The 24,907-nt window shown below is 57.8% G+C and carries 26 protein-coding genes; 16 read left to right on the forward strand and 10 right to left on the reverse strand.

Going from position 1 to position 24,907, the window contains the following annotated elements:
* Positions 1-64 precede the first annotated feature (64 nt).
* Genes hslV through hslU form a run of 3 tightly spaced genes read left to right on the forward strand, consistent with a single transcriptional unit; the run spans position 65 to position 2,712 of the window.
* A complete protein-coding gene (gene hslV / locus AC5S3R_RS01950; protein ID WP_494264927.1) occupies positions 65-628 on the forward strand; it encodes an ATP-dependent protease subunit HslV in 564 nt (187 codons plus the stop codon).
* Positions 629-672: 44 nt separating this feature from the next.
* Entirely contained in the window at positions 673-1,161 is a 489-nt protein-coding gene (locus AC5S3R_RS01955; RefSeq protein ID WP_494264928.1) for an SMI1/KNR4 family protein, read from the forward strand.
* A 45-nt stretch (positions 1,162-1,206) separates the two neighbouring features.
* On the forward strand, positions 1,207-2,712 hold the full coding sequence (gene hslU / locus AC5S3R_RS01960) for an ATP-dependent protease ATPase subunit HslU (RefSeq protein ID WP_494264929.1): 1,506 nt from the start codon (positions 1,207-1,209) through the stop codon (positions 2,710-2,712).
* 86 nt (positions 2,713-2,798) lie between these two features.
* Here hslU and AC5S3R_RS01965 read toward each other — a convergent pair whose 3' ends face one another.
* The 3 genes from AC5S3R_RS01965 to AC5S3R_RS01975 all read right to left on the reverse strand — a co-directional run bounded on the left by AC5S3R_RS01965 (position 2,799) and on the right by AC5S3R_RS01975 (position 5,716).
* On the reverse strand, positions 2,799-3,185 hold the full coding sequence (locus AC5S3R_RS01965) for a hypothetical protein (RefSeq protein WP_494264930.1): 387 nt from the start codon (positions 3,183-3,185) through the stop codon (positions 2,799-2,801).
* Between the two features lie 195 nt (positions 3,186-3,380).
* Positions 3,381-3,767, reverse strand: a complete 387-nt coding sequence (locus tag AC5S3R_RS01970; RefSeq protein WP_494264931.1) for a hypothetical protein — start codon at positions 3,765-3,767, stop codon at positions 3,381-3,383.
* A 74-nt stretch (positions 3,768-3,841) separates the two neighbouring features.
* Complete coding sequence (locus tag AC5S3R_RS01975; protein WP_494264932.1) at positions 3,842-5,716, reverse strand: AAA family ATPase; 1,875 nt, start codon at positions 5,714-5,716, stop codon at positions 3,842-3,844.
* A gap of 454 nt (positions 5,717-6,170) precedes the next feature.
* Between AC5S3R_RS01975 and AC5S3R_RS01980 the strand changes: the two genes are divergently transcribed.
* Both AC5S3R_RS01980 and AC5S3R_RS01985 read left to right on the forward strand, forming a co-directional pair.
* Entirely contained in the window at positions 6,171-6,536 is a 366-nt protein-coding gene (locus AC5S3R_RS01980; protein WP_494264933.1) for a VOC family protein, read from the forward strand.
* 49 nt (positions 6,537-6,585) lie between these two features.
* Positions 6,586-7,242, forward strand: coding sequence for a hypothetical protein (locus tag AC5S3R_RS01985; RefSeq protein ID WP_494264934.1), 657 nt, complete (start codon positions 6,586-6,588; stop codon positions 7,240-7,242).
* 12 nt (positions 7,243-7,254) lie between these two features.
* On the opposite strand, the gene AC5S3R_RS01990 is transcribed toward AC5S3R_RS01985, so the two are convergent.
* Positions 7,255-7,809 carry a hypothetical protein gene (locus AC5S3R_RS01990; protein ID WP_494264935.1) on the reverse strand — a complete coding sequence of 185 codons (555 nt, stop codon included), beginning with the start codon at positions 7,807-7,809 and terminating at the stop codon, positions 7,255-7,257.
* Positions 7,810-8,100: 291 nt separating this feature from the next.
* Between AC5S3R_RS01990 and AC5S3R_RS01995 the strand changes: the two genes are divergently transcribed.
* Positions 8,101-9,300 carry a pyridoxal phosphate-dependent aminotransferase gene (locus tag AC5S3R_RS01995; protein WP_494264936.1) on the forward strand — a complete coding sequence of 400 codons (1,200 nt, stop codon included), beginning with the start codon at positions 8,101-8,103 and terminating at the stop codon, positions 9,298-9,300.
* A gap of 198 nt (positions 9,301-9,498) precedes the next feature.
* Positions 9,499-10,617, forward strand: coding sequence for a mannose-1-phosphate guanylyltransferase (locus tag AC5S3R_RS02000; protein ID WP_494264937.1), 1,119 nt, complete (start codon positions 9,499-9,501; stop codon positions 10,615-10,617).
* A gap of 57 nt (positions 10,618-10,674) precedes the next feature.
* Here the strand turns inward: AC5S3R_RS02000 and AC5S3R_RS02005 are convergent, their stop codons facing one another.
* Positions 10,675-11,586 (reverse strand): response regulator, encoded by a 912-nt coding sequence (locus tag AC5S3R_RS02005; protein WP_494264938.1) that lies wholly within the window; start codon positions 11,584-11,586, stop codon positions 10,675-10,677.
* 1,055 nt (positions 11,587-12,641) lie between these two features.
* Positions 12,642-13,469, reverse strand: coding sequence for a bifunctional DNA-formamidopyrimidine glycosylase/DNA-(apurinic or apyrimidinic site) lyase (mutM, locus tag AC5S3R_RS02010; RefSeq protein ID WP_494264939.1), 828 nt, complete (start codon positions 13,467-13,469; stop codon positions 12,642-12,644).
* Between the two features lie 169 nt (positions 13,470-13,638).
* Here mutM and AC5S3R_RS02015 point away from each other — a divergent pair, with 169 nt between their 5' ends.
* Positions 13,639-14,031, forward strand: coding sequence for a helix-turn-helix transcriptional regulator (locus AC5S3R_RS02015; protein ID WP_494264940.1), 393 nt, complete (start codon positions 13,639-13,641; stop codon positions 14,029-14,031).
* A gap of 9 nt (positions 14,032-14,040) precedes the next feature.
* Here the strand turns inward: AC5S3R_RS02015 and AC5S3R_RS02020 are convergent, their stop codons facing one another.
* The 3 genes from AC5S3R_RS02020 to AC5S3R_RS02030 all read right to left on the reverse strand — a co-directional run bounded on the left by AC5S3R_RS02020 (position 14,041) and on the right by AC5S3R_RS02030 (position 16,565).
* Positions 14,041-14,565: a nuclear transport factor 2 family protein gene (locus tag AC5S3R_RS02020; RefSeq protein ID WP_494264941.1), complete on the reverse strand. Its 525-nt coding sequence runs from the start codon at positions 14,563-14,565 to the stop codon at positions 14,041-14,043.
* Between the two features lie 216 nt (positions 14,566-14,781).
* Positions 14,782-15,069 carry a putative quinol monooxygenase gene (locus AC5S3R_RS02025; RefSeq protein WP_494264942.1) on the reverse strand — a complete coding sequence of 96 codons (288 nt, stop codon included), beginning with the start codon at positions 15,067-15,069 and terminating at the stop codon, positions 14,782-14,784.
* Positions 15,070-15,242: 173 nt separating this feature from the next.
* Complete coding sequence (locus tag AC5S3R_RS02030; RefSeq protein ID WP_494264943.1) at positions 15,243-16,565, reverse strand: adenylosuccinate synthase; 1,323 nt, start codon at positions 16,563-16,565, stop codon at positions 15,243-15,245.
* Positions 16,566-16,778: 213 nt separating this feature from the next.
* On the opposite strand from AC5S3R_RS02030, the gene AC5S3R_RS02035 reads away from it, so the two are divergent.
* The 7 genes from AC5S3R_RS02035 to glgC all read left to right on the forward strand — a co-directional run bounded on the left by AC5S3R_RS02035 (position 16,779) and on the right by glgC (position 22,926).
* Positions 16,779-17,708 (forward strand): hypothetical protein, encoded by a 930-nt coding sequence (locus tag AC5S3R_RS02035; RefSeq protein ID WP_494264944.1) that lies wholly within the window; start codon positions 16,779-16,781, stop codon positions 17,706-17,708.
* An 18-nt stretch (positions 17,709-17,726) separates the two neighbouring features.
* A complete protein-coding gene (locus AC5S3R_RS02040; RefSeq protein WP_494264945.1) occupies positions 17,727-18,323 on the forward strand; it encodes an RNA polymerase sigma factor in 597 nt (198 codons plus the stop codon).
* Complete coding sequence (locus AC5S3R_RS02045) at positions 18,320-18,829, forward strand: hypothetical protein (protein ID WP_494264946.1); 510 nt, start codon at positions 18,320-18,322, stop codon at positions 18,827-18,829. Before AC5S3R_RS02040 ends, AC5S3R_RS02045 begins: the two co-directional genes overlap by 4 nt.
* 129 nt (positions 18,830-18,958) lie before the next feature.
* Complete coding sequence (locus AC5S3R_RS02050) at positions 18,959-19,582, forward strand: nitroreductase family protein (RefSeq protein WP_494264947.1); 624 nt, start codon at positions 18,959-18,961, stop codon at positions 19,580-19,582.
* 109 nt (positions 19,583-19,691) lie between these two features.
* A complete protein-coding gene (locus tag AC5S3R_RS02055; protein WP_494264948.1) occupies positions 19,692-20,372 on the forward strand; it encodes a YdcF family protein in 681 nt (226 codons plus the stop codon).
* A 222-nt stretch (positions 20,373-20,594) separates the two neighbouring features.
* The gene (locus AC5S3R_RS02060; RefSeq protein WP_494264949.1) at positions 20,595-21,338 is read left to right on the forward strand and encodes a hypothetical protein; all 744 of its coding nucleotides are present in this window, start codon (positions 20,595-20,597) and stop codon (positions 21,336-21,338) included.
* A gap of 334 nt (positions 21,339-21,672) precedes the next feature.
* Positions 21,673-22,926: a glucose-1-phosphate adenylyltransferase gene (glgC, locus tag AC5S3R_RS02065; protein WP_494264950.1), complete on the forward strand. Its 1,254-nt coding sequence runs from the start codon at positions 21,673-21,675 to the stop codon at positions 22,924-22,926.
* Between the two features lie 87 nt (positions 22,927-23,013).
* On the opposite strand, the gene AC5S3R_RS02070 is transcribed toward glgC, so the two are convergent.
* Positions 23,014-24,093 carry a DUF3298 domain-containing protein gene (locus AC5S3R_RS02070; protein ID WP_494264951.1) on the reverse strand — a complete coding sequence of 360 codons (1,080 nt, stop codon included), beginning with the start codon at positions 24,091-24,093 and terminating at the stop codon, positions 23,014-23,016.
* A gap of 102 nt (positions 24,094-24,195) precedes the next feature.
* On the opposite strand from AC5S3R_RS02070, the gene AC5S3R_RS02075 reads away from it, so the two are divergent.
* On the forward strand, positions 24,196-24,907 hold a 712-nt coding region (locus tag AC5S3R_RS02075), incomplete at its 3' end, for an RNA polymerase sigma factor (protein ID WP_494264952.1).

The following is a 24,907-nucleotide window of genomic DNA, read 5'->3' on the forward strand; positions in this document are numbered from 1 at the left end:
TTTGCATCTTCAGTTGGAGTTCCTCCCTTGCCGGACGAGAACTTTTTGGGAGGTTTTTCTTATTTTGAGCAAGAATTCTGCTAGTTCGACACGTCCCCGTATTCGCTCGACAACCGTAATCTGCGTGCGCCGCAATGGGCAGGTGGTGATGGCCGCCGATGGGCAGGTCACGCTGGGCGATCATGTGCTGAAGCACTCGGCGAAGAAGATTCGCAGGCTTTACCAGGACAAGATTCTGGCGGGCTTTGCGGGGTCTACGGCGGACGCCTTCAATCTGTTTACCCGATTTGAGTCGAAGCTGGAGCAGTATGCGGGGAATCTGCATCGCTCTGCGGTGGAACTGGCTAAGGACTGGCGCACGGATAAGATGCTGCGTAACCTTGAGGCTCTGCTGCTGGTGGCCGACAAGGGGCAGACCTTTATTATCTCGGGCTCTGGCGATGTGATTGACCCGGATGAGCCGACTGCGGCGATTGGAAGCGGCGGAAGCTATGCCACGGCCGCGGCGCGGGCGCTGATGGAGAATACTGAGCTGTCTGCACTCGAAGTTGCGCAGAAGGCGATGAAAATTGCCGGCGACATCTGCATTTATACGAATGACCATGTGACGATTGAGGAGTTGAAGTAATTGCGCAGGAGCAACTTCAAATCTCAATAGCGGAGCAGTAACAGATGAAGGTCAAACTCAACGACGGCAAGCCTGCTGATGAAGCAGCTATCTCGGCTTTGGAGGATCTTATCGGCCTTCGGCTGTCTGCACAGTTTTTGGATTTTCTTCGTGAAAATAATGGAGCGAGACCGGACAGCAACATCGTTGCGGTTGCCGATAAGATTTCTTCCAACATAAGGTCGTTTATTTATGTTGAGCAGATTCTGAAGGACAGAGCGCATATCGAGAACATTTCTCCTAATGCGTATCCGATTGCCGAGGACGGTTGTGGCAATTTCTTTTTTCTTGATGAAGGGCGCAGTGGCTCTGTTTATTTCTGGGATCACGAACAACCTTGGAACGACTACAAAATCGCTGGCACCTTTAATGAGTTTTTAGAAAAGCTGGAACCGTTTGATAGTGAATCCATCACGCTTGAGCCGGGGCAGGTAAAGAAGGTATGGGTACACCCTGATCTTTCAAGGCTGATAACGAAGCGACCAATCCTTTAACGGCACAACAAGTAAGAGTCACGATTTTGGAGCATCAGAGTAAGAATGGCCATTTATCTTCCCGCATCCGCTGAAGAAACCGATCTCGCGATTGACGAGTTGACGCCGCGTGAGATTGTTACGGAGCTCGACAAGCATGTTGTCGGCCAGAAGGCTGCCAAGCGCGCTGTCGCCATTGCGCTGAGAAATAGACAGCGGCGGCAGAAGCTTCCGCCTGACCTGGCCGACGACATTATGCCCAAGAACATCATCATGATTGGGCCAACGGGCGTGGGCAAGACGGAGATTGCGCGCAGACTTGCGAAGCTGACGAATTCGCCGTTTCTGAAGGTGGAAGCATCGAAGTTTACCGAGGTCGGTTATGTCGGGCGCGATGTGGAGTCGATGATTCGCGATCTCGTGGAGATCGCCATCGACATGGTTCGCGAAGAACGGCTTGAGGAAGTGGAAGACAAGGCGGAGATGAACGCGGAAGAGCGCTTGCTCGACTTGTTGCTGCCGCCTCCGCCTGCTCCGCCGCAGGGGCAGGAAGGGCAGTTGACGCTGCCTGGTGCGGAGAGCCATCAGCGGTCACGTGAGAAGCTGCGGCAGCAGTTCCGCGAAGGCAAGCTGGATGACCGCACGGTGGAAGTGGATGTGCGTGAGCGGTCGACGCCGCAGATTGGCTTTATCAGCAGCCAGAACCTTGAGGACATGGAGATGAACCTCAAGGATATGCTGCCAAATCTCTTTGGCGGCGCGGGCTCGCGCAAGCGCAAGATGAAGGTGACGGAAGCGTTTGATTATCTTGTGCAGGAAGAAGAGAGCCGGCTGATTGATATGGATCAGGTGACGCGCTTGGCGGTTGAGCGCGTGGAGTCCAGTGGCATCATCTTCCTGGATGAAATCGACAAGATTGCAGGGCGCGAAGGCGGGCATGGGCCGGACGTTTCGCGCGAAGGCGTGCAGCGCGATATTTTGCCGATTGTGGAGGGCACCACTGTCAACACTCGCTATGGCATGATTCGCACGGACCATATTTTGTTTATTGCTGCCGGTGCGTTTCATGTTTCCAAGCCGAGCGATCTGATTCCTGAGCTGCAGGGGCGTTTCCCGATTCGCGTGGAGTTGCAGTCGCTTACGGTGGAAGACTTCCTGCTGATTTTGAAGGAGCCGAAGGCTTCGCTGACGAAGCAGTATGCGGCGTTGCTGGAGACGGAAGGCGTGCGGCTGGAGTTTTCGCCTGAGGCGCTGCGCGAGATGGCGGAGTTTGCCTTCAAGGTGAATGAGACCACCGAAAACATTGGCGCGCGGCGGTTGCATACCATCATGGAGCGCGTGCTGGAAGACGTGAGCTTCCTTGCGCCGGATGTTGCGCGGCGTGTTCCTGATGCGGAGCAGGCTAAGGCGCTGAAGGCTGCGATTAAGAGCGAGGCCAGCGTGGAGCTGCCTTATGAAGAGCGAGTGACTTCAACAGGGCCGGAGAAGGTTTTTCTCATTACCGACGCGTATGTGAAGCAGATGGTGGCGGGGATTGTGAAGGACCAGGATTTGAGCCGCTACATCTTATAAATATCTGGCGACAATCGAAGCAAAAAATAACAGGGAGAGCAACTTGAGCGGTTGTGCTCTCCCTGTCCCCTTTGGAGGAAGGGACTTTACTCTCCGCGCAGAACGTGCACGGAGGAATCTTCCGAGTGGTGCTTGTCGATCTTGGGCGTCACGCAAGCGTGGTACTGGATGCCATGAAGCTCGTAGTTGTCTCCACTCTTGACGAAGCTGACCTTGACATCGCTGGAGTTCGGCGCGGCGCTGCCGGGCTGAAGTGTCCAGGTAAAGTTTTGATTCGCCTTGGGGCCTTCGAGAGTAACGAAGTTGGTGAGGCCGCTGCGATGCACCTGGTACTGGCCGGCGGGCAGGGTCTTGCCTTGAACCTTGAAATCGAAGGGGACGCGGACGGTTTCCGCGGCTGCCGTTTGCGCTGTGAAGGCTGCTGCCGCCATGACTGCTGACGCCAGAACGAGGGAGCGAGGGGTAATCCGCATAAAGTATTTCCTCCTACGCAGACAACCTTAGTCACGGCAAAAAACAAATGCGTCAAGTTCCCGTGGAGAAGTTGTCAAGGTTTCGTGGGATGTTTATGAGTTGGTTTCATCCGCGCAAATTGATTGAAAAATTGCTGCAAAACAAAACAGGAAGAGCATGTGCTCTTCCTGTTCTTCATGGGGGAGGGATGTTTGTTATTCGCCGCTGATGATGCGTACGACAGAGCCCTTTGAGTTGATTTTGTCGATGTTGGATGTTGTGAGTTCGTGGTACTGAATGGTGTGCAACGTGTACTGCGAGCCATTCCTGATGAAGCTCAGCTTGACCGTCTTTGAGGATGGTTCCGCGTCGCCGGGTACAAGCATCCAGATGCCCATTGGAATTCCATCTGGACCTGAAAAAGATACGAAATCTGTGAGACCGTCACGATGCACGGAGTAGACACCGGCGGGCATGGTCTTGCCGTGCAGTGAGAAGTCGAAGGGAACGCGCAGCGTCTCTGCGGCTGCGGTATGCGTTGAAATGGCTGCTGCCACTGCGAATGCTGTTGCAAACAGGAGAGAACGAAGCGGAATCCGCATGGGGATTACCTCCTATGCAGACCACGTTAGCTGTGCTTCGCGGACAAATGTGTCAAGTTCGCGTGTAGATATTGTCAAGTCTTCTGGAGCTGTTTACGCTTTGGCTTCTTTTCTTTGATGGAATCATTTGGCGCATCGGAGATAAGAGCCTGTAACAGGGTGTGCAGTTCTATTTCAGTTGTTGCACGCTCGCTGTCAGGCAAATTTGTGGAGATGCAGAGGGCGCGATGCAGAAACTCTTCTGCAAGTGTGCGGGAGATGCGAATCGCAGGCACGCTTGCGGCTGCGCGCAGTACCTCAATGGCTCGCTGCCAGTTGCCTGCGGCTTCAAGGTGCATGGCCATCTCATGCGCAACGCTGAACTCGCGGCCTGCAAAGAGCTGCGCAAGGCGATTAGCGACACGCGTGTGGCGGCGTGCGCGTGTTGCCGCGGACTGGCGTTGATACAGGACATCGCGATAGAGACGATGCGCGAAGGCATAGAAGGCAGAGCGTGCGCCGTCGGGCAGCTCGTCATGGCCTGCGCGATGCAGGAAAGGAACGGAGCGCGAGAGATTATCCAGAGCCTCTTCTGTTTCAGCAATCTCTTCTTCGAGTGCTGCGGCCACGGCCCATGCGGGGAAGGCCACATTGATAAGGCTTGCGGCTTCGAGTAATCGCTGCGCGGCTGGAGACAGGCGGCCTATTTCAAGCTCGATGCGTTGTGCCAGCTCGTCGGGGATGCCGGCTTCCATCTGCTGGAAAGGCATGCGCTGCTCCCAGCGTGCGTGGCCATCCACGCCTTTGCGTATCAGGAAGCGCTCGGCGATGAGGTGGTCGAGAATGGCGAAGACAAAGAGGGGATTGCCTTCGGAGTGCTCATGCACAAAGGCGTCCAGGCCTTCCGGCAGTTCCTGCTGTTCAAGGCGCTGACTCAGAAGCGTGGCTACGTGCTCGCGGCGAAGCGGATGCAGTATGACCTCTTCGCAGAGGTGGCGCATGCGCAGGTCCTGGCGCAGGGCGCGCAGGGGATGATCGGATGGCGTGTAGTGCGCGCTGAATGTTGCAAGAATCATGAGCTGTGCTGAGGCCCGGCGGCGCGCCAGTGCGGAGATGGCTTCCAAAGTGGAGGAGTCGGCCCAGTGAATGTCTTCAAGAATGAGGATGAGTGGCGACTCGGTTGAGAGCTCTTCGAGCGCGGAGCAGAGGTCCTGCACGGAGCCGGCGTGATTTCCGTTGCCGTTGGATGCGTGGCGTGCGGGCGCGGGGAGCCATTCGGGAGCGATGCGCGCAAGCACTGCGCATGCGCGCTCGCTGTGAGCGGAGGAGCATAAATGTGCCAGAGCTTCCAGGATGGGGTAATACTGCTCGCGTGCGCCGATGCCTTCTACACACTGTCCGCGGGCGATGATGACCTCGGAGCCTGTCCACTGCTTGCAGAACTCATCGACCAGTGTGGTCTTGCCCATGCCGGGGTCGCCGGCGAGAAGAACAACCTGGCGCGCGCCTTCTGCAAGGCGATGGAAGTGCGTGTTGCAGGCGTGCAGCTCTTTGTCACGGCCTACAAGAATGCCGGGCGTGATGGGGGAGGGAATTTCGTGCAGCTTTTGTGCCTGCGGTTGCGGTGCATGATTATGGTTCTGCTCGTGTGCGGGGTGGTGAGCGGACTCGCGGACGGGAGCAACGAAGACATAGCCGCGTTTGGGCTGCGAACGGATGAAGCGGGGCTGGCGGGCGTCGTCGCCAAGGACTTTGCGCAGCTCAAGCATGTAAGTGCGCAGGACCTGCGGCTGTACGTAGGTCTCAGGCCATAGCTTGTCGAGCAGCTCATCGTGGCTGATGAGCCGGCCGGGGTTTTCTACCAGGTAGCGCAGGACGGCGAAGGTGCGTGGCGGGAGCGTGATCTGCTCGCTACCGTGCCACAGGCATTCGTTTTGTGTATCCAGACCGAACGATTCAAAATGCTTCATTGAGATTGCTTTGCAGGGCCAGACTTCCCTTGTCGTTTTGTGCTGTTACGTTCGCAGCAATCCTCATTCCATTTGACAGACGCGCGATCAGAGGCGAACGGTGCTTATTTTGCAACTAAATGATTCATAGCAGCGAGTTGGACTGCGGTAGAAAGGTATCCGTTAGCGGACATAAGTGTCCGTTTGCGAACATATGGTTCGCACCGGAGGGATAGTGCGCCTGGGCACGGGTTTCGTTTCTTGTGCCGCATCTATGGATTGCATACGCAAAAAGGGGATGTTAAGTTCGATATGTACCTCGGCAGCCCGCGTTTGTTTTGCTGTTTTTTAATCAGCGGGCTCTACCTGCACTTCTCCCGCTTCTGAGGGCGTGTGGATGGAGGCGTATCAGAAGCGCACTGGGAAAGGTGCGCCTTTTCTACGACTTCACTTCACCTATTAAGGAGAATGGGTTATGAGCCAGGTACAAAATCACCATGCCATCAATTATGTAGAGTTTGCCGCGACCGATATTGCGGCGGCGAAGGCGTTTTATTCGACGGTCTTCGGCTGGAGCTTTGTCGATTATGGCCCGGAGTATGCGAGCTTTGACCCGAGTTCGGCGGGGATTGCGGGCGGGTTCTATAAGGTTGACCCGCATGAGGCGCTGCCGAAGACTGCTCCGCTGGTTGTGATTTATTCGGCGGATTTGAGTGCTACGGAAGCGGCGGTTAAGGCTGCGGGCGGGGAAGTGGTTGTGCCTGTGTTTGAGTTTCCGGGCGGGCGGAGATTTCACTTTTCGGATGGAGTGGGGAATGTGCTGGCTGTATGGTCAGAGTAACGAATAATCATGCTTGACACAGGCAGCGATATCCCTGAATATCGCTGCCATGCAAACACTTGATTTGTCTGGGGATGCCAAGAAGAGTGATGGCCGCCTCAAGAGCCTCTTTTGGCCTACGGTAGAGAACGCCTGGGATGTGGATTACCTCGGTCAGCAGGGGTTCTGGATCTGCTTTGCCATTGGCGTGGTCAATCTCGTCATGTGCATTTTTATGTCCTTGAGCTTTCCTATGCTGGCTGTTCGCATTTTTCTGATGATTATTGGCGTGCTGGCCTTCTTTGTGTATTGGGTAGGAGGAATGGGCGTGCGGGAGCATAGCTTCATTGCGGCGCTCACAGTTTTTATCTCTTATGTTGTTGGAGTGTTGGCCCAAGTGCGATTTCCGGGTGTAATCCCGTTCATCATTGGTGCAGTGCTTCTCTCGAATGTGCGTGCAACTTACCTGGCATCGCGCTGGAGGCCTGCGTCAGAAGGCGAAGACCGTCCGATGCGGTTTAACGATACGCTTCGCGACAAGCTGGTTGATCAGATTCCGCCTCGCGCCTGGCCAGTGCTCAGGTATCCCTTCTACATAGCCGTTTCTCTCATGGTGGTCTTGATGATCGTCGGTGCGTTTGTGAATCTTGCGAATCGTGCTCGATCCATTCGGAATGAGAATGTCGTCCCTTCAGCGGTTGTTGGCGCGCCTCCTGATTTCAACTAAGTCAAAAAGACGTTATTGCACGGGCGGCATGAGCAATGGCTTGCGGTTGCCTAGTTCTTCGCGGACCAGCGTGAGGCCGAGGATGCAGCGCTCGAACCAATCAGAGAGGCGTGCGAAGAGCGGCGCTTCCTGCTCATATTCAAATAAATTGAACTGGCTGACGATGTAGTAGCTCTCCTTGCCTGCGTGAATAAGCTCGGAATAACTGGCTTTTTGCTGGCGGCGCACTTGCGATGACTCGGGGTACATGCCGGCGGTGAAGAGCGCGTAGTCGCCGATGTGCTTGCGGATGCGGCGCTCGTCGTCAAAGCTTGATGCGGTGCCGTGGATAGGATCGGCGGCGGCCATCATCTGTTCGAGTTCGGAGACGGGGTGGCCCTGCACGTCGCGCAGCTTGTAAAGCTTGTCGGAGCGGGTGAAGTCGCAGAGCAGTTGGGCAACGTAGCCGGTGACGGTGGGGTCGTTGAGGCCGAGGCGGCCCTCATAACTGTTGCGCACGGCTTGCTGAAAGAACGCAGCGAGAGGATGAGAGTCAGCTTGCGAAGCGGATTGCGATTCTGGCCGCACGGCGCCCTCCTTGTGTGGTGCTGGAGAAGCCCGTGTGACGAGCAGCCGGACCATCCCAGCTACGAAATACTTAGCCACTTGCCTGAATGGTGTTCCGGGAGCGACGCTCCGTTTCCACCACGTTACATTCTGTTGACACGAGTGTTATCGGAAAAGTCGTGGAGTTCAAGGGGATTGGAAATGGTTTTTCTATGCAGGAACCCGGATTGGTACGCGTGTGCTGAGTGTGCGGAATGGGGAATCTTGCATGGCGAAATGAGAACGGCATGAAAATCTGCAAGAATAGAAGACATGACGACTGTAGCCGCTCCCAGCAAAGTTTTTGCCGACCGCATTGGCCGGATTGAGGTTTCCGCAACTATGGCCGTGGCCGCTGAGGCCGCGAAGCTGCGCGCCACCGGCGTGAACCTGGTGGACTTTGGCGCGGGCGAACCGCATTTTCCCACGCCGCAGCACATTAAAGATGCCGCGATTGAGGCCATCAATGCGAACTTTACCCGCTACACGGTTGTGCCGGGCATTCCTGACGTTCGCAAGGCGATTGTGGACCGGCATGCGGCGGATTTTGGTTCTGACTACGGGATTGATGAGGCGATTTTTACAGTTGGTGAGAAGCATGCGCTGTTTAACGCCATCCAGATTTTGGTGGACCACGGCGATGAAGTGATTCTGCCGGTTCCTTACTGGGTGAGCTTCAAGGACATTGTGCAGTACGCGGGCGGCAAGGTGATCTTCCTTGAGACGAAGGAAGAGGAGAACTTCCGCATCACGGCGGACGCGATTGAAAAGGCGATTACGCCGAAGACGAAGGCGATTATCTTGAACTCGCCGTCGAACCCGGCCGGCTCGATTGTGAGCGCGGAAGACCTGGAGCGCATTGTGCGGCTGGCGCATGAGCGCAACATCTACCTGCTGCTGGACGAGTGCTACGTGTATCTCAACTATGCTGGAACGCCGGTTTCCGCGGGCTCGTTTGCGTGGGCAAAGGAGCACATGGTGGTGCTTGGTTCGCTTTCGAAGACGTATGCGATGACGGGGTGGCGCGGAGGTTACGCATTGGCTCCGAAGTCGATTATCTCGAACCTCTCGAAGCTGCAGTCGCAGCAGACGTCGAACGCGACGAGCATCGTGCAGAAGGCGGCCATTGCGGCACTCGCCGGACCGCAGGAGTGTGTGGCGAAGTTCCGTGAAGAGTTTATTGACCTGCGCGACTACATGCTGGCAAAGCTGACGGCGATTCCCGGTGTGACCTGCACCAAGCCGGAAGGCGCGTTCTACGTGTATCCGAATATCGGCTCGTTCATCGGCAAGGGCGGAATTCAGTCTGCAACTGAGCTGGCGACGCGGCTGCTGCACGAGGCGCATGTGGTGACGGTTCCGGGCGAAGCCTTTGGAACCAGCCAGCATATCCGGCTTTCGTACCCGGTGACCAAGCAGAGCATCGACGAAGGCACTCGCCGCATGGCGGAATTCCTCTCCAAACTTGGCTAGGAACTGGCTGCCTAGGCAGTTGTGCTCTACGCGCGTCATTCTGGCTGGATAGACCATTGTGCTTCCACCCTTTGCAGCAGAGCTGCTGCAAAGGGTGGAAGCACACGAAGATGTTTTTTGTAACAATCGAAAAATTTATTTTTTGTAGTTTGTAATCGCTGGACAAGTCAGTCAATACGCATAGAGAATGCCCTTCACATGTCTGAGAAGATAGATTTCCGACCTGTAATTCTGGCTGGCGGTAGTGGTACACGCTTCTGGCCCCGTTCGCGCCGTGCCCGTCCCAAGCAGGTGCTGGCGCTGGATGGCGAGCGCTCCATGATTCAGCAGACAGTGGAGCGGCTGAAACCGCTGAGCAGCGTTGAGAAAATCCTGGTGATTACCAATGATTTGCTTGCACCGGAGATTGCCGATCAGCTCCGCGGCGTGCCTGCGGAACAGATTATCGAGGAGCCGGCGGCACGCAATACAGCTCCGGCATGCGGCTTGGCTGCGTTTCTGATTGAGCGCAGGAATCCTAATACCGTGCTGGGTGTTTTTCCTTCTGACCATGTAATTGGCGATGAGCCGCGCTTCCTGAGGGTTTTGCAGAAGGGAATTGCGCTGGCTGCGGCAGGCGAGAACATTGTGGTGCTGGGCATTGAGCCCACGCGTCCGGAAACCGGCTATGGGTATATTGAAACCGGCGACCTGACGGACGACGGTGTTGCAATGCATGTGCGGCGTTTTACGGAGAAGCCAAACCTGCATAGAGCGGAAGAGTTTATCGCTGCGGGAAACTACTTCTGGAACTCCGGTATGTTTTTATGGACGGCGCGGACACTGGCGAATGCTGTGCGCGAGCATCTGCCGGATACGGCTCCGCTGCTGGAAGAGATTGCGGCAGCCTATGGAACGCCGCAGTTTGAAGAGGTCTTTACTGACCTCTATCCGAAGTGCGAAAACATTTCGGTGGATTACGCAGTGCTGGAACCGCGGTCCGCAAAGGGTGAGCGCAAGTCGAATTTGTATTGCCTGCCGGCGGATTTTGATTGGAACGATCTTGGATCGTGGGCTTCGCTTTACGAATATCAGCTAGAGACGAGGCACAGCGGCGATGGCGATGGCAATGTTGCCGATTCCGACGGTCACCTGACGATTCATGGCGCGAATAACTACGTCTACAGTCCGAAGAAATTTGTAGCGCTGCTGGGTGTGGAGAATCTCATCATTGTGGATACCGAGGATGCGCTGTTGATTGCGCATCGCGATCATTCGCAGGACGTGAGCAAGATTGTGAAGGAGCTTGGGCAGTCAGGGCGCACCGAGCTGATTTAGGGACGAGTGACGAAAAAAGGCGGCCAGCATTTGCTGGCCGCCTTTTTATTTTGCGATTTATACGGGCTGCGGAACATATTCGTCTTCCTCTTCCATGCCGTAGCGGCGGAGGAGGTTGGGCAGGCTCTGCGAGAAGGCCGAACGCGGCATAACCGTGTCGCAGCCTGCTTCGGTAGCCTTCGCCTTCAGGTCGCCCTGCAGGTGCGAGAGGAAGCCGATGACGGATGTGGCCTTCTTGAACTTGGTCTTGAGCTTCGGAATCAACGTCAGCGGCTTGGCGTTGGCGTTGTTCAGATCGAAGACCAACAGGCTTGGGGCTTCGCCGAGGCTGGTGAGGCGAGTGACGGCCTCTTTGTCGCCACTCTTCAGGAACTCAACCTTTACACCGAGCTTGCGGGCGGTCTCCTGGATTTTGGCGAGGAAGAAAAGATCCTCAATGAAGCAGAAGATGCGCGTCGGAGCGTCCTCGCGGACTGCCGGAGCTGGCGTGTGGTCGTAGAGGTCCGTGTGGAAGTTGCCGTTGCCATTCGTAATCTGAATGGTGGAGGCGGGACCGTCGGCCACATTGCCGTTGGCGGCGCGATAGCTGTGGTCCATGGGACCGACAAACTCGCGCGGGCCGCGCTGCCTGTTTTTGCGCTTGCCCTGGCCGCCCTGTGGAGCAAGGCTGTTGCCGGGCTCGGGGCGCGGCTTGCCGCCCTCGAAGAACTTTTTCTTCTTTTTCTTGCGACGGCCACCACCGCCACCCTCGCCCTGCTGGCCTTGCGGCTGGTTCTGAGCGAAAGGCTTGGGTTGCTGCTGTGGTGCGGGCTGGCCCTGCTGAGCCTGCTGCTGGGGAGCGGCGGCGGCGTGGCTGGACTTGTTCTTGCGGCGGCGGCGACGGCGCCGATGCCCCTGCGACTGACCCTGGCCTGCTGCGGCCGGGTTCGGCCCCGCTTCAATCGGGGTCTGCGTCGATTCTGTTGTCATGCGTGTACTTCCTGGCACGTTGTTGTTGATGTCATTTGGCTCTGTCACGCCGAGCGAAGCGCCCGCGGAGCAATTCCGCCGGCAGGGAAACAAGCAAGCCTTGCATTACATGGGGAAAAGTGGGCGCAGTCCGAGTCAGATGTGGGATGCTGCTCCACACCGTACCATGACGCTTCCATCCCGGCCGTAATCGTAGATAAACCCCTGTTCTTGCCGGGAACCGTTGCGCGCTGCGCTAGCGGTTCCTGTATGTAGTGAAACTTTCGTTGCCTGCGTCACCCGATTCGAGCCATCTGGCTTGAAAATAAGGCGCGGCACTTGCTCACAGCGGCCTTTATGCCATGCACTGCCCTCATGGTGCCGCCGGGCCTGCCATGGCTTGGGCAGAGGCGGTTCGCACCGCACGACTGCCACCCTTCCACTCAGGAATGCCTTTCTGATGGGGAGATTTCGACATTCCAGCCGACTGGCGGCTTTATGGCAATGGCGAAGTTTCCTTAATTCAGCGCCGGGCTGGCTCTACCCGTAAGAGGAGGCATCCATCAGACGCTGTGATCGGCAAACTTGATACTACTCCGGGGGCGCGTTGCTTGCAAGAGGGGAAAAGCGAGGGACTAGGGACTAGGCTGGGATGCAGGTCTACAGAGTTTGGGTGGTCATCCTTCGGATGGGCTTTTGGTGCTTATCTAAAATGCTGTACCCGGTACCTTAACTCTGTTCCCTGCCTCTCAACGTGAAAACGCCACTCCTGATTGGAGTGGCGTCTGTCACTGGCCTCCCGAATTGCGCTTCTCAGAGCCTTTGGCTCTTATTCTCGCGGGATTCCCGCCGGTGCTCGGTCATTGCCGGCTCTCTTGCGGGTCCCGTGTCTTTCGGCGCTCGGAAGCTCACCCCCGATTGCCTTTCATCACTGGCACCCTCTATATAGCAATTGCCGTGCCGTTTGTGCTGCTTATTGGTTTCAATAAGTTACGCGGACGGGCTCTCGGGCTTTACTTAATTTCTGGAGAATCTCACCTGAAAAATTTCAAAAAATCATAGATTCTTTATGTTGGCTACCGCTGACACTGGGGACAAAAGTGGGTTCCGCGGCCAGCCAGGACGATTTTCTTAATCAGAGTGCCGCAGTGGTGGCAGGGCTGGTCTTCGCGGGAATAGACGGCATGGCTGAGTTGGTAGAAACCCCGGACGCCGTTGGCATCTACGTAATCGGAAACCGAGGAGCCGCCGCGGGCAATGGAGTCCCGCAAAACCTGCTGCAGGGCGGCGTGCAGGCGGTCGAGTTCGGCGCGGGTCAGGCGGCCAGCAATCTTTTTGGGCCGGATTCCGGCATGAAAAAGGCTTTCATCGGCATAGATGTTGCCTACCCCTGTCAGCAGGGACTGGTTTAGCAGGGCAGCCTTGATGGCCAGCTTGCGCCCGCGAAAAAGCACGGCAAACTCGTCGGAGGCGATGGTCAGAGGCTCGGAGCCGGCGGCAACAAAGGGCTTTTCGCGGCCCAGGTCGCGAAATTCCAGCCGGCCAAAGCGGCGTGGGTCCACAAAGCGCAGTTCTTTGCCGCTTTTGAGGCGCAGGCGGGCGTGGGTGTGCGGGGCAATTTCGGCGTCAGGAGTTGTGACAAGCAGCCGCCCCGTCATGCCGAGATGAACGATCCACTGCGCAACGACTGTCGATTTTGGCCCATCCTTCAGCTCGCAGACAATGTGCTTCCCCGTGCGATGAATTGAGTGGAGAGTTTTGCCCTCCAGCCCCTTCGCCTGTTTTGCAGGACTGTTTTTGAACGGCTCTTTGTGGCTGCCGAACCAGGCTTCTACAATCTGGTCGTCCTGAACGCGTTGGTTGACGCTGTTGGCAACGGTCTCTACTTCGGGAAGCTCGGGCATGCATTGATTTTAGAAGCTGCTATCCGTGATTGATCCGGCAGCAGGCGAATCTGCGGAGGGAGGAGATTCTCCTGCTTGGTGGATATTTCCTTGAAGCGCGTAAAGGGGTGGGATAAGCCGGGGCTTCCCGGCTGGCAGTTTTCGGCGGCAAGAGCCCTTCCCCTCACATATGTTTGCGAACCCGGAACATGCTTTTAGCGGCACAGGCCAGTTGCCTGGCTTGATTGAGCGCATCTATGCGGCGGTGCAGCTTACGGTTACGCCTTTCCGGTCTGATCTGCCGGGCAGGGGAATGCAGGTGGCCGCGCTGGTTTTTCTCAGCGATCCGGTGGGGCGCTTGCAGTCGCGCAGCGTGGTGCTGACGGCGCTTTATGCGCTCATTCCCACAGAAGCGCGCGTTGCGGATTTGCTCTTTCAGGGGCAGGAGATTACGAGCATAGCCGAGAGTCTTGAATTGGCCGAGGGCACGGTTTGCTTTCATATGAAGCGCGTGCTGGCCAGGACGGAGACGCACCGGCAGGCGGAACTGGCGCGGCTGATGGCCTCGCTGCCGGGCGCGTAAGGGGGCGTTTTACTTGCGGTCTTCGGTATCGCGAATGCGGCTGGCTTCAAAGCTCACGACCTTCCAGATGCCTTTGCTGTCGCGAACGTAAACGCGGGTATAGCGGAAGCTGCCTTCTATCCTGCCGTTGAGAGTTGTTCCGGTGACTTCCGCGCGGCTGGTGACGAGGGCTGTTTTGCCGTAGAAGCGAACTTTGCGGTCGGAGAGGTCAATCTGCGTGAACTGCGTGGTGCCGGCGCGCAGGCTGGCCAGCATTTCATCCTTGGATTGCAGCGTTCCGGTGGCGCCAATGCCGATGTAGTCGTCGGAAAGCAGCGTGTCCATGGCGTTGGCATCATGGTGCAGCGCTGCGGTGCGCCATGACTCCTCAAGCTGGTCAACCTCATGCTTGCTTTCGTGGCGCTCCGAGCGCGGCATGTCGGGCTTGGGCGGCTTGGCCTTGGGCGGCTGAGCACAGATTGAAACTGCAGAAACAAGAGTGAGCGCCGTGAGGCAGCTCCGTTGCAGCAGGTTTTTGGCAGGCTTCCAGACCATAGGCGCGTACCGGATAGTAGCGTTGAATCGCGTAAAGGGTCAATGAGAAAGACAGGGTGCAGGGTATAGGGTACCGGGTACAGGGAAAGTACAACCCTGCCAGATTCCATGACCAGTGATTTTTAGACGGCACAGACTTGAAAATGTGCCATTGCTCTGCAGAGGACCGGCTATGCCGGTCCTACACCCTGTACCCCGTAACCCTGTCCCTTGCTTTTACAGCAGAGCGACAAGGTCTTCGCGGGAGCGCTCGCGCATCTTCTGGTAGAGCCCGCCGACGGCATATTTCTTGAAATGCTCGGAGCTGCCATGCGCATCGAGGGCCGCCTGGTCCTTGTACTGCTCATAGATAAGGATGGTATCGGGGTCGCCCGAGATGGTGTGCGGAATATAGCTCACGCAGCCGGGTTCCTGGCGGCTGGCAGTGGTCAAGGCACGCAGGATTTCCGCGATTTCCGCGCGGTCCTCCTGGGAAAAAGTCAGGCGAACAGTAAAGCTAATCATGGGCAGGGATATCCCTTTCTGTTGTATGGCCGTCGATAAGTTTAAATGCGGTGGGTGAGACCTGCATGCAAGTGTACTAGGAAAAGGCAGGGGACAGGGTGCGGGGTGCGGGGGCGGGAAAAGCAAAAGCCCGGACCGTTGCGGACCGGGCTTTTGTGTGGGTGGATTGCTGGTTAGCGGTGGAGTTCTTTGAGAACGCTGGCGAACTCCGGAAGAATCATCGTCTGGTCGCGGTCGGGACCGGTGGAGACCATGCCGATCTTCGCGCCGCTCTCGCGCTCCTGGAAGCGGAGATACTCCTGTGCGGCTTTGGGAAGATTTTCAAAGTCCGTGATGCCTTCGGTGCTCGACTGCCAGCCCTTGAGCTTGGTGTAAACAGGCTTGATGGATTCGAGGCCCTGCACATCGGCGGGAATTTCATCGGTCACCTTGCCGTTGATTTCGTAGCCGGTGCAGACGGGGATTTCGTCGAGTTCGTCGAGAACGTCCATCTTGGTGACAACGAGCCATTCCGCGCCGTTTACGGTGTTGGAGTAGCGCAGCAGCGGAATATCGAGCCAGCCGCAGCGGCGGGGGCGGCCGGTCACAGCGCCGTACTCGTTGCCGCGAGCGCGGAGATGGTCGCCTACGGGCTCGAAGATTTCCGTCGGGAACGGGCCTTCGCCTACGCGGGTGACATACGCCTTGGTGACAGCGATGACGGTGCCGATGTTGGTCGGGCCAACGCCGGTTCCGGTGGCTGCGCCGCCTGCTGTGGCGGAGGATGAGGTGACGAAGGGGTATGTTCCGTGGTCGATGTCGAGCATGGTGCCCTGCGCGCCTTCAAACATTACGCTGCCGCCATCTTTCAGGATGGAGTTGAGCAGGCGTCCGCCATCGGTGACGAAGGGGCGGACTTGCTCGGCTGCGGCGGCGTACTCGTCGTACATCTTCGCGGGGTCGAGCGGGTCGGTGCCATAGAGCGCGTGGACGATGGCGTTCTTTTCCGCGCAGGCTGCTTCAATGTGCGTCTTGAGGAGCGTGGGGTTCAGCAGGTCCACGACGCGGAGGCCGCTACGGGACATCTTGTCTTCATACGCGGGGCCAATGCCGCGGCTGGTGGTGCCAATCTTCTGGCGGCCGGGCGCGGACTCGGCGGCAAGCTCAATCTGGCGGTGATACGGGAGGATGACCTGGGCGCGGTTCGAGACGCGGAGCTGGTTGTCCACGTCAATGCCAAGCTCGCGCAGGCGCGCCACTTCTTTGAGGAAGGCGATGGGGTCGAGGACAACGCCGTTGCCGATGACGCCGACGCACCTGGGGCGCAGGACTCCGCAGGGAATGAGCTGGAGGACGAATTTCTGGCCGCTGATGATGACGGTATGGCCGGCGTTATGGCCGCCGGCGTAACGCGCCACGGCGCTGAAGCCGTCGCTCAGCACGTCTACAATCTTGCCCTTGCCCTCATCGCCCCACTGGGCGCCCAACACCACTGCTGTCTTTGCTCGCATTGCCATGGAAAACCGCGCTTTCACACAAATTTCCGGCCCGCGCAGAGATTGAAAGCATCTGCACGCAACCGGTCGTAATCTCAGATGCGCCCGCTGGGGCACACGCCATTTTTGATTTTAAACCCTGTAAGGATTTGAGGTGTGATGTTAACCACAGGGCGGCTGATTCGTTAATGGGGTGAAGGCCTTCGCAACGATTTGAATTTCGAGGACGAGATTATGCTGAATCGCCGTATCCTGCTTGCCGGTTGTTTGACTTTGACCGCGTTTATGCCTGTTTTTAATCATGCGGCTGTGGCTGCCCAGGCGCACCCGACGAAACCGCAAACCCCTGTCGCGCCTGTTGTGAACGCGCCTGCGCTGGGGGAAAAGGAAATTGCGGAGACGCAGCGGCAGTTGATTGACCTGTTGCGGCTGAGCCCTACGCTGACGACCGTGGTGGCGCGTGACTCCTCGCTGCTGGCTGACCAGGAGTATGTTAGTCGCAACAACCCGCAACTGGCGCAGTTTCTGGCGGCACATCCGGAGATTGTCCGCAACCCGGATTTCTATCTTTTTACGCACATGCACGCGCAGGATGGCAGCCCGGATGAGGCACTGGAGCGGGCGATTTGGCCCGAGATTTACCGCTCTCAGACTCCGCGCACCGGTTTTGATGAGTTTCTGAGCAATTTGCCGCCGGTGCTGGGCGTGACGGCGGTGATGGTTGTGTTTTTGCTGGCGCTGCGGCTGTTTATTGAGAACCGTCGCTGGAGCCGCACCTTCAAGCTGCAGAGCGATGTGCATGGCCGCATCATCGACAAGTTTGCGACCGTGCAGGAGCTGGCTGGATACATGGAGACAGAGGCGGGCAGGAAGTTTCTGGAGGCCGCGCCGATTCCGCTGCGCACTGAGCAGGAGCAGATGCCGAACGCCGTGGCGCGTGTGATAACTCCGCTACAGATTGGCGTGGTGATGGTGCTGCTGGGCATTGGGTTTTTGCTGCTGCGGAATGTGCGCGGGGATTACCACATGCCGATGCTGGTGCTGGGCGTGGTGACGCTGATGCCGGGGATTGGATTTATTCTTTCGTCGGGGATTACGTGGGTACTTGCGGGAAGGCTTGGTCTGATGCCTTCGCGGAATGGCCGGCCGGGTGATGAACAGTAAGCGCCGTGGACCGTTACCATGGCGCAAACAGGGAAGAAGCAGAGGCAGATGAATCCGGATTCGATGAGACTGGACTCGACCATTTCGAATGTGCTGGCGGGCGACGCAGCAGTACAGCACGGCGCGACCGCCATGCACAATGACGCCTTTGCCGCGCTGTATGAGCGGTCGGCAAGGCCGCTTTGGGCTTACCTGGCGCGGGTTTCCGGCAATCCGGCGCTGGCTGACGACCTGCTGCAGGAGAGCTTTGTGCGCTTTCTCTGCGCGGACGTGGAACTGGATGGCGAAGTGGCGGCACGGCGGTACCTGTTTCGCATCGCTTCCAATCTAATGAAGGATTATTGGCGGAAACCGAAGGTGGACTCGATGGACGAGGTTCCGGAGGAGCATTTCCGTGCCGAGGGTGGTGCGGGGCAGGTGGAGTCGGCGATGATACTGGGCCCGGCGCTGCGGCAGATGAAGCCGAGAGACCGCCAACTGCTCTGGCTGGCCTATGCGGAGGGCTACTCGCACCGCGAGATTGCCGAGGTAACCGGGTTGGCTTCGGCGAGTATTCGTCTGCTGCTCTTTCGGGCGCGGCGCAAGGTTGCCAGGCTGATTACGGAGGCGCGATGAAGCTGGGTGGCTGCCAATGCGAGAAGGAAGTGGCCGAGCTGGTGAAGCGCGGCCAGTGGCCGGGGCTTGCTTCGGCGGAACTACAAGCGCATGTGGGCTCGTGCGTTGCCTGCCGCGATTTGGTCACGGTCACGGAAGCCTTTCAGCGCGAGCGGGTGGTGGCCTTTGCGCAGGCTCGGCTGGAATCCCCCGGCGTGCTGTGGTGGCGCGCGCAGTTGCGCAAGCGGAATGCCGCGATTGCGAAGGTGAGCCGTCCGCTGATGGCGGCGCAGGTCTTTGCTGCAGTGCTGGGAGCGGTAGCGGCTGTGATGTGTGCCATCTTTGCCTCGCGTTATGAGGCGGGCTGGATGGGGCTGGTCACAGGGCTGCCTTCCGCGCTGCATATTCCGCAGATGCTGCCGGAGGCGTGGCAAAACACGCCTGCTCCGTGGGTGGTGCTGGGGCTGGTGGCTGCGCTGGGGCTGATGGGTGGAGTCTTTGTTTACAAGGCTTCTGAAGAACGCTGAGGTTTTTGTTTGCGCAAGGTTAAGATTGCGTGTTTTTGGGAATCTTCCACAGGCGCTCTACAATCCAAGGGGATGCTGGTTATTTCGATACCGAAGCAATCTTTTTCGATTTTGAGGAGCGAATCCCTGATGACCCTTTCAGCGACGGAAGCAAACAAGCTGAAGCAGGCCCATGTAGCCGAGACCAACATTATTCCGGCAGTGCTGCACCGCTGGAGCCCGCGCGCCTTTGACGCGGATAAGACTGTAAGCGATGCGGATCTGAAGGCGATTTTCGAGGCGGCGCGCTGGACGGCGTCGGCGTCGAACGAGCAGCCCTGGCGTTTTATTGTTGGCAAAAAAGGCTCTGAGACCTACGAGAAGATTTTTGGTGCGCTGGTCGAAGCCAACCAGCTTTGGGCAGGGAAAGCTCCGGTACTGGTTCTGGGCGTGACCAAGACGCTCACGGAAAAGGGAACGACGAATGGGTCGGCAATGTATGACCTGGGGCAGGCTGCGGCTACACTCGTTCTGCAGGTAGCGGAACTGGGTCTGGCCGCGCATCAGATGAAGGGCTATGACCACGATAAGGCCCGCGCAACGCTGGGTATCCCCGAGGAGTATCACCTGGGCGCAGTGATTGCGCTGGGATACCAGGGCGAACCGTCTCAGCTTACCGTAGAGCGGATGCTGCAGATGGAAACCAGCGCCCGCACCCGCAAGGAGCTGAATGAGTTTGTGCTTTCGGCCTGGGGCGAGTCACTGAATCTCTAAGGACGAATAACGAGGGACGGAGGATGAACCCTTCGGCCACGAACACTTCCTGTTAATACGGCCTTTTCCCTCCGCACGGTAAAGTGGAGAGGGAAGAGGCTGTATTGTTTTGAGCCAAAGTTTGCGTCAACTCGAAAGGCAGAGACCCCGCCACCGCTCCTCGCGGCGTACGCAGCGCGGCGGCATACGTCTGCGCTGGATTGCGCTGGCGGTACTGGTGGTGGTGCTGTTTGTGGTCTGGGCGGTGCTGGCGCGGGCTTTTGCTCCCAAGGGAAGCACCGATGCGGCCCGGCTGGACGCGATTATCGTGCTGGGAACGCCTTCGGATAGCGACGGTAACCCCACTCCGGAGCAGTTGGCGCGGGTGAGCGAAGGGGTAAAGGAATACGAGCGCGGAGTAGCCCCCCGCCTGATTCTGACCGGCGCGGCGGCGCATAACCACTTTGTCGAAGCGGAGTCGATGGCGCGGGTCGCCCGTGCGCAAGGAGTGCCGAACTCCGCAATTTTCGTAGAGCCGCAGGCACAGGACACCATCCAGAACGCCTGCTACTCAGCGCAGATTATGAAGCAGCACGGCTGGGGCTCGGCGGAAGTGGTGACAAGCGAGTACCACCTGCCGCGTGCCGGGATGATTTTCAGCCATTTGCCAGTCAATCTTGAAATTTCATGGCGAGGCCACGCCGCTCCCGCGCTGGGCCCGGATATTGCCCCCGGATGGGCGATAGCAGCCGTGGAAGTGCTGAAGACTACGCGGTATCTGCTTTATGCACGCTGGACGGAAGGCTGTTGAAAAGCAGGGTATAGGGTGTAGGGTACAGGGCTATAGATAAAGGGCAAAACTGTAAAAACTACGCAGAATTTAGGCTCTTACCCTGTCCCCTGAATCCCGTACCCTGCATCCTGTTTTGCCTTCCCGCTCACTTGCCCGGAGCTGCGCCGTCTCAATGCCATGTCTGAAAACTCTTTGCCGCGCATTGTCCGGCCTCGGCGCGGTCTTGTAAGCTTAGAAGTGATGCGTTTCCGAGTAAGTGTTCCTGTTCTTGCCTCCGCCGCTCTGGCGCTGGTTGCCACGGTTGCGGCTTCCGGCCAGACCCCGTCGTCTTCCTCTTCTTCCCCTGCGCAAGTTGCTCCGAGCCGGGCTCCGGCAACTCCGTCGTATGTCCAGATTGATCCGCTGGCGGGCGTCACCTATGACAACCGCTATGACATCTCGCTGGGCGCGGCCTATCAGCACATCAAGGCTGGCCCGACGCTTCGCGAAGGCGCGAACCTTGGCGGCCTCGATGTCAGCGGCTCGTACTGGTTTGCCAGGCGCCTGGGCGTGGAAGGCACCTTCCGGCCGACTTTCGGCACCAGCGGCGCTGCGCCCAATACGCAGAACATCCAGGGGCCGTTTGTGGCGCAGTACCTGTTTGCCGGCGGTGTGGAGTGGCTTGGCCCGCACAACAAGCACGGCGCGCTGATTGCGCATGCCCTGGTTGGCGGCGCGTATGGCGACTTTGAGAAGGATCTCCGCGGTAATCCTCCCTCGGTTGTGGACTTTTACAACAACCAGTTCGCCCCGGCGGGAGTTTTCGGCGGCCACTTTGACCTGAACCGCTCGTCGCGCTGGGTCTTCCGCATCACCACGGATGCCGTCTGGACGCGCTACTCCACGGATTACTCGACGAACATCTCGCCTTCCGGTGGCCGCAACAACTGGAACTATGCCATGTCCGTAGGCATGCAGTACAAGTTCAAGAAGAAGCGGAGATAGGACCAAGGGACCAAGGGACCAAGGGACCAAGGGACCAAGGGACCAAGGGACCAAGGGACCAAGCTGGGATGCAGATTCATTGAAGTCTGCCGCCTGCTATGAAAAGGAAGCGGTCTGCTCGATAGCAATTCGAGCGGGCCGTTGTTTTTTGTTCCCTCGTTCTCTTGGCCCCTTGTTCCCTGTCTTCCCCCATTGACGCCAGTTGTACTCTCTGTGTGATATTGTTAGCCGTTCGGCGCACTCTTCGCACTGGCCACAAAATGGGATGGCGGCCAGGATCAGGGGAGCACTGACGAAACGCACGACATTAAACATGCTGCGGGGATAGACAGAGATGAAGGATACGCTTGGAGTTTTGCTTGCAGGGGGAGCGGGCGAGAGGCTCTTTCCGTTGACCCGGGATCGCGCAAAGCCGGCCGTGCCGTTCGGTGGCCACTATCGCATCATCGACATTACACTTTCCAATTGCATCAATTCCGGTCTCCGGAAGGTCTTTATTCTTACGCAATACAAGGCCCTGAGCTTGAACCGGCACATTCGCGAAGGGTGGTCGGGAGCGGTGGCGCAGGAACTGGGCGAGTTTTTTGAACTGATGCCGCCTATGCAGCGCACCGGAGCCAACTGGTACATGGGCACCGCCGACGCGGTTTATCAGAACATCTATTCCATCGGCTCCGAGCAGCCAAAGTACATCATCATCCTTTCTGGCGACCACATCTACAAGATGGATTACTCGCTCATGCTGGAGTACCACCAGAAGATGAATGCCGACGTAACGCTGGCCACTCTTCCCATTGCGCCGGATGAGGTTTCGCGCTTTGGCGTGGTGGAGGTGGGCGCGAACGCCGAGGTGCAGGGCTTCCAGGAGAAGCCGAAGGAGACGAGCTTCCGTTCGCCGTTCAATCCCAACGCCGTGGATGCCTCGATGGGCATTTATATCTTCAGTACGGACGTTCTTCTGAAGGCTTTGATTGCCGATGCGGAAGACCCGGACTCGAAGCACGACTTCGGCCACAACATTCTGCCTGCGATGCTGGGCAAGAAGAAGATGGTGGCCTACAGCTTTGTGGACGAGAACAAGCAGCAGGCTCTCTACTGGCGCGACGTGGGAACGCTCGATGCGTACTACGACGCGAACATGGATCTGTGCTCGGTTTCGCCGGTTTTCAATCTGTATGACGTGGACTGGCCGATCCGGACGCGGGTAAGGCAGTATCCGCCGGCAAAGTTTGTCTTCGGAGAGCCAGGGCGAACCGGGTCGGCTGTGAATTCCATTATTACGGCAGGCGTGATTATCTCAGGTGCTTCGGTGTCGAATAGTATTGTGTCGCAGGATGTGAAGGTGAACTCGTATTCGCAGGTAGATTCGAGCATCATCTTCTCGCATGTGAATATCGGGCGGCACTGCCGGATACGCAAGGCAATCATCGACCGCAATGTGACGATTCCTGAAGGCACGGTTATCGGCTATGACCCGGTGGAGGATAAGAAGCGGTATTTTGTCACCCCGTCCGGCCTCACCATCGTGACCCGCGACGCCAGCCTGTTTGAAAACCCGGTGCATCCGGATTTCTTTCAGAAGCACTAGGACTGGCCGTCCGGGCAACTGCGCGCTTTGCGCGCCAATTCTTGCGAACGCCGTGAGCACGGGATGCTTGCGGCGTTTGTTTTTTGGTTAGCGCGGGATTTGGAAGGCTGGGTTGAGTAACGGTTTGAGGCTGTCCCAGCTCATGGTGAATGGCTCCGGTGTACAGGCGTAGCAGGCTACTTCATAGGGTTCAAACGGAATGGAGATGCCATTTTTGTCGATTTGCCAGCGGTGCGGATCGGCTACGAGCTTCTGCACTGTCTTCTTCATTTCGCCGGGTTGCGCAAAGGTTTCGTAGCTTTGACTGTTGCTGTCGAGTTTCTGGTGCAGGTATTGATCCGTGCGCTTGTAAAGCTCGTTGCTCCAGTAGATTTGCGGGCGGAAAAGGTCGGCGGCTTTGAGTTCGCGTTTTTCCTTAAGCAGCCAATTGAATTGTGAAATGGAACTAAGTCCGTGCGCTGCGCCATGTCCATACCAGTAGCTATGAATGGAGGCGGAGGCGAGTTGGTCTGTGGCTACGTTGAGAGTGATGCTGACATTCGTATCCGCATCGACGGCGGATTGCTTATTCAGCACGCCCTGTCCGCCGTCCGGCTGATTGGTCATGCGGGCTTGCGCGGAAATGGCTTTATTCCATGCCTGCCATTCGGGGGCGCTGGATTGAGCCTGCGGCCAGGTGGCATCCACGTAGCCAAAAGCGCGCTGGCTGTCTTTGACCTCATCCTTGGCGATGTCCGGGCTATCCGGCGCGGTGAAGGTCAGAGCCTGCCAGAGAAAGAGGATGCCGTTTTTGCGAGTCACCATGCCTTGTAATGTTTTGGTGCGGTCCTGCTCCGCGGAGAGCAGGCAATCGGCACGCTCCTTGGGGTCTTTATCCGTGCAGTTTCCCGGCCGCAGTTGCAGCCAGAGCCGCTGGTTCTGGCGGATTTGCGGCTTCCACGCAGCAGGAGCCGCAGTCAGCCAAGCCTTGTAAGCGGCGGTCATTTCCGCATCGGCTTTGCGAAGTACGGGCGAAGCGCAGATGGTTTTTTCCTGCGGTGTAGTGGCCTTCGCGCAGCTAAATCCAGGCGATTGGGCCGTAAGGCCCAGCGCCGAGCTGGCGGCAAAAGCGGTGGAGAGCAGAAAAACAGGCAGCGGATTGCGCATGGGGTATGCTCCGGAGGCCATTTTAACTAGCTTTCTTCGACGAATTTGCGAAAATCGTTGTAACGGACAGGGAACTATTTACACTGCGGTTGCGTATAGCCCCCCATGCAGTGCATTGGTACATTGAATTGGAGCGATTCCTGGACGGCTCCCACGGCACCGGCGAAGCAGGCGGCAGAGCCTGCAGGTGCAAAGGGACGCTTCGGGATTGGCCGCTTGGCGAAGAAGCCCGGCGCGCAAAACCGCTCAGATGTCGGCACTGGCTTAGGTGGAGTTAAGCCGAATGCCCGCCCGCGAGGCGGGGAGGTGAGAGCTCTGGAGATCGATTGGACGCAGACCGTCCGCCGCTGTTTAGATGGCGACTCGGGCGCGTGGGCTGAGCTGGTGCGGGAGCATCACAGGCGCGTCTACGGGCTTTGTTATCGCTTTACGGGTTCGCCGGTAGACGCCGAGGACCTGACGCAGGACGTGTTTCTGAAGATTTACTCCAACCTGGCCGCCTTTGACTGCACACGCGGCAGCCTGCAGGTTTGGATTACCACCATGACGCGCAACCTGCTGGTGGACAACTTCCGCAGGACGAAGAACTTGCGCGCTACGGGGTCGCTGGACGAAGGTTGGAACGAGAGCGAGGAGCTCAAGCCGGTGGACCGGCTGACGAGCCGGGACCGCTCGCCGCATGAACAGGCGGCACAAAAGGAACTGGAGAAGATGGTGCAGGCGGCGCTGGCAAAGGTTTCCACGGAGTTGCGCGAAGCGGTCATCCTGCGCGACCTGCAAGATATGGATTACAAAGAGATTGCACAGGTTCTTGGCATTCCCGAGGGAACGGTCA

The organism is Occallatibacter sp. FHG110214_02, assembly GCF_059115385.1.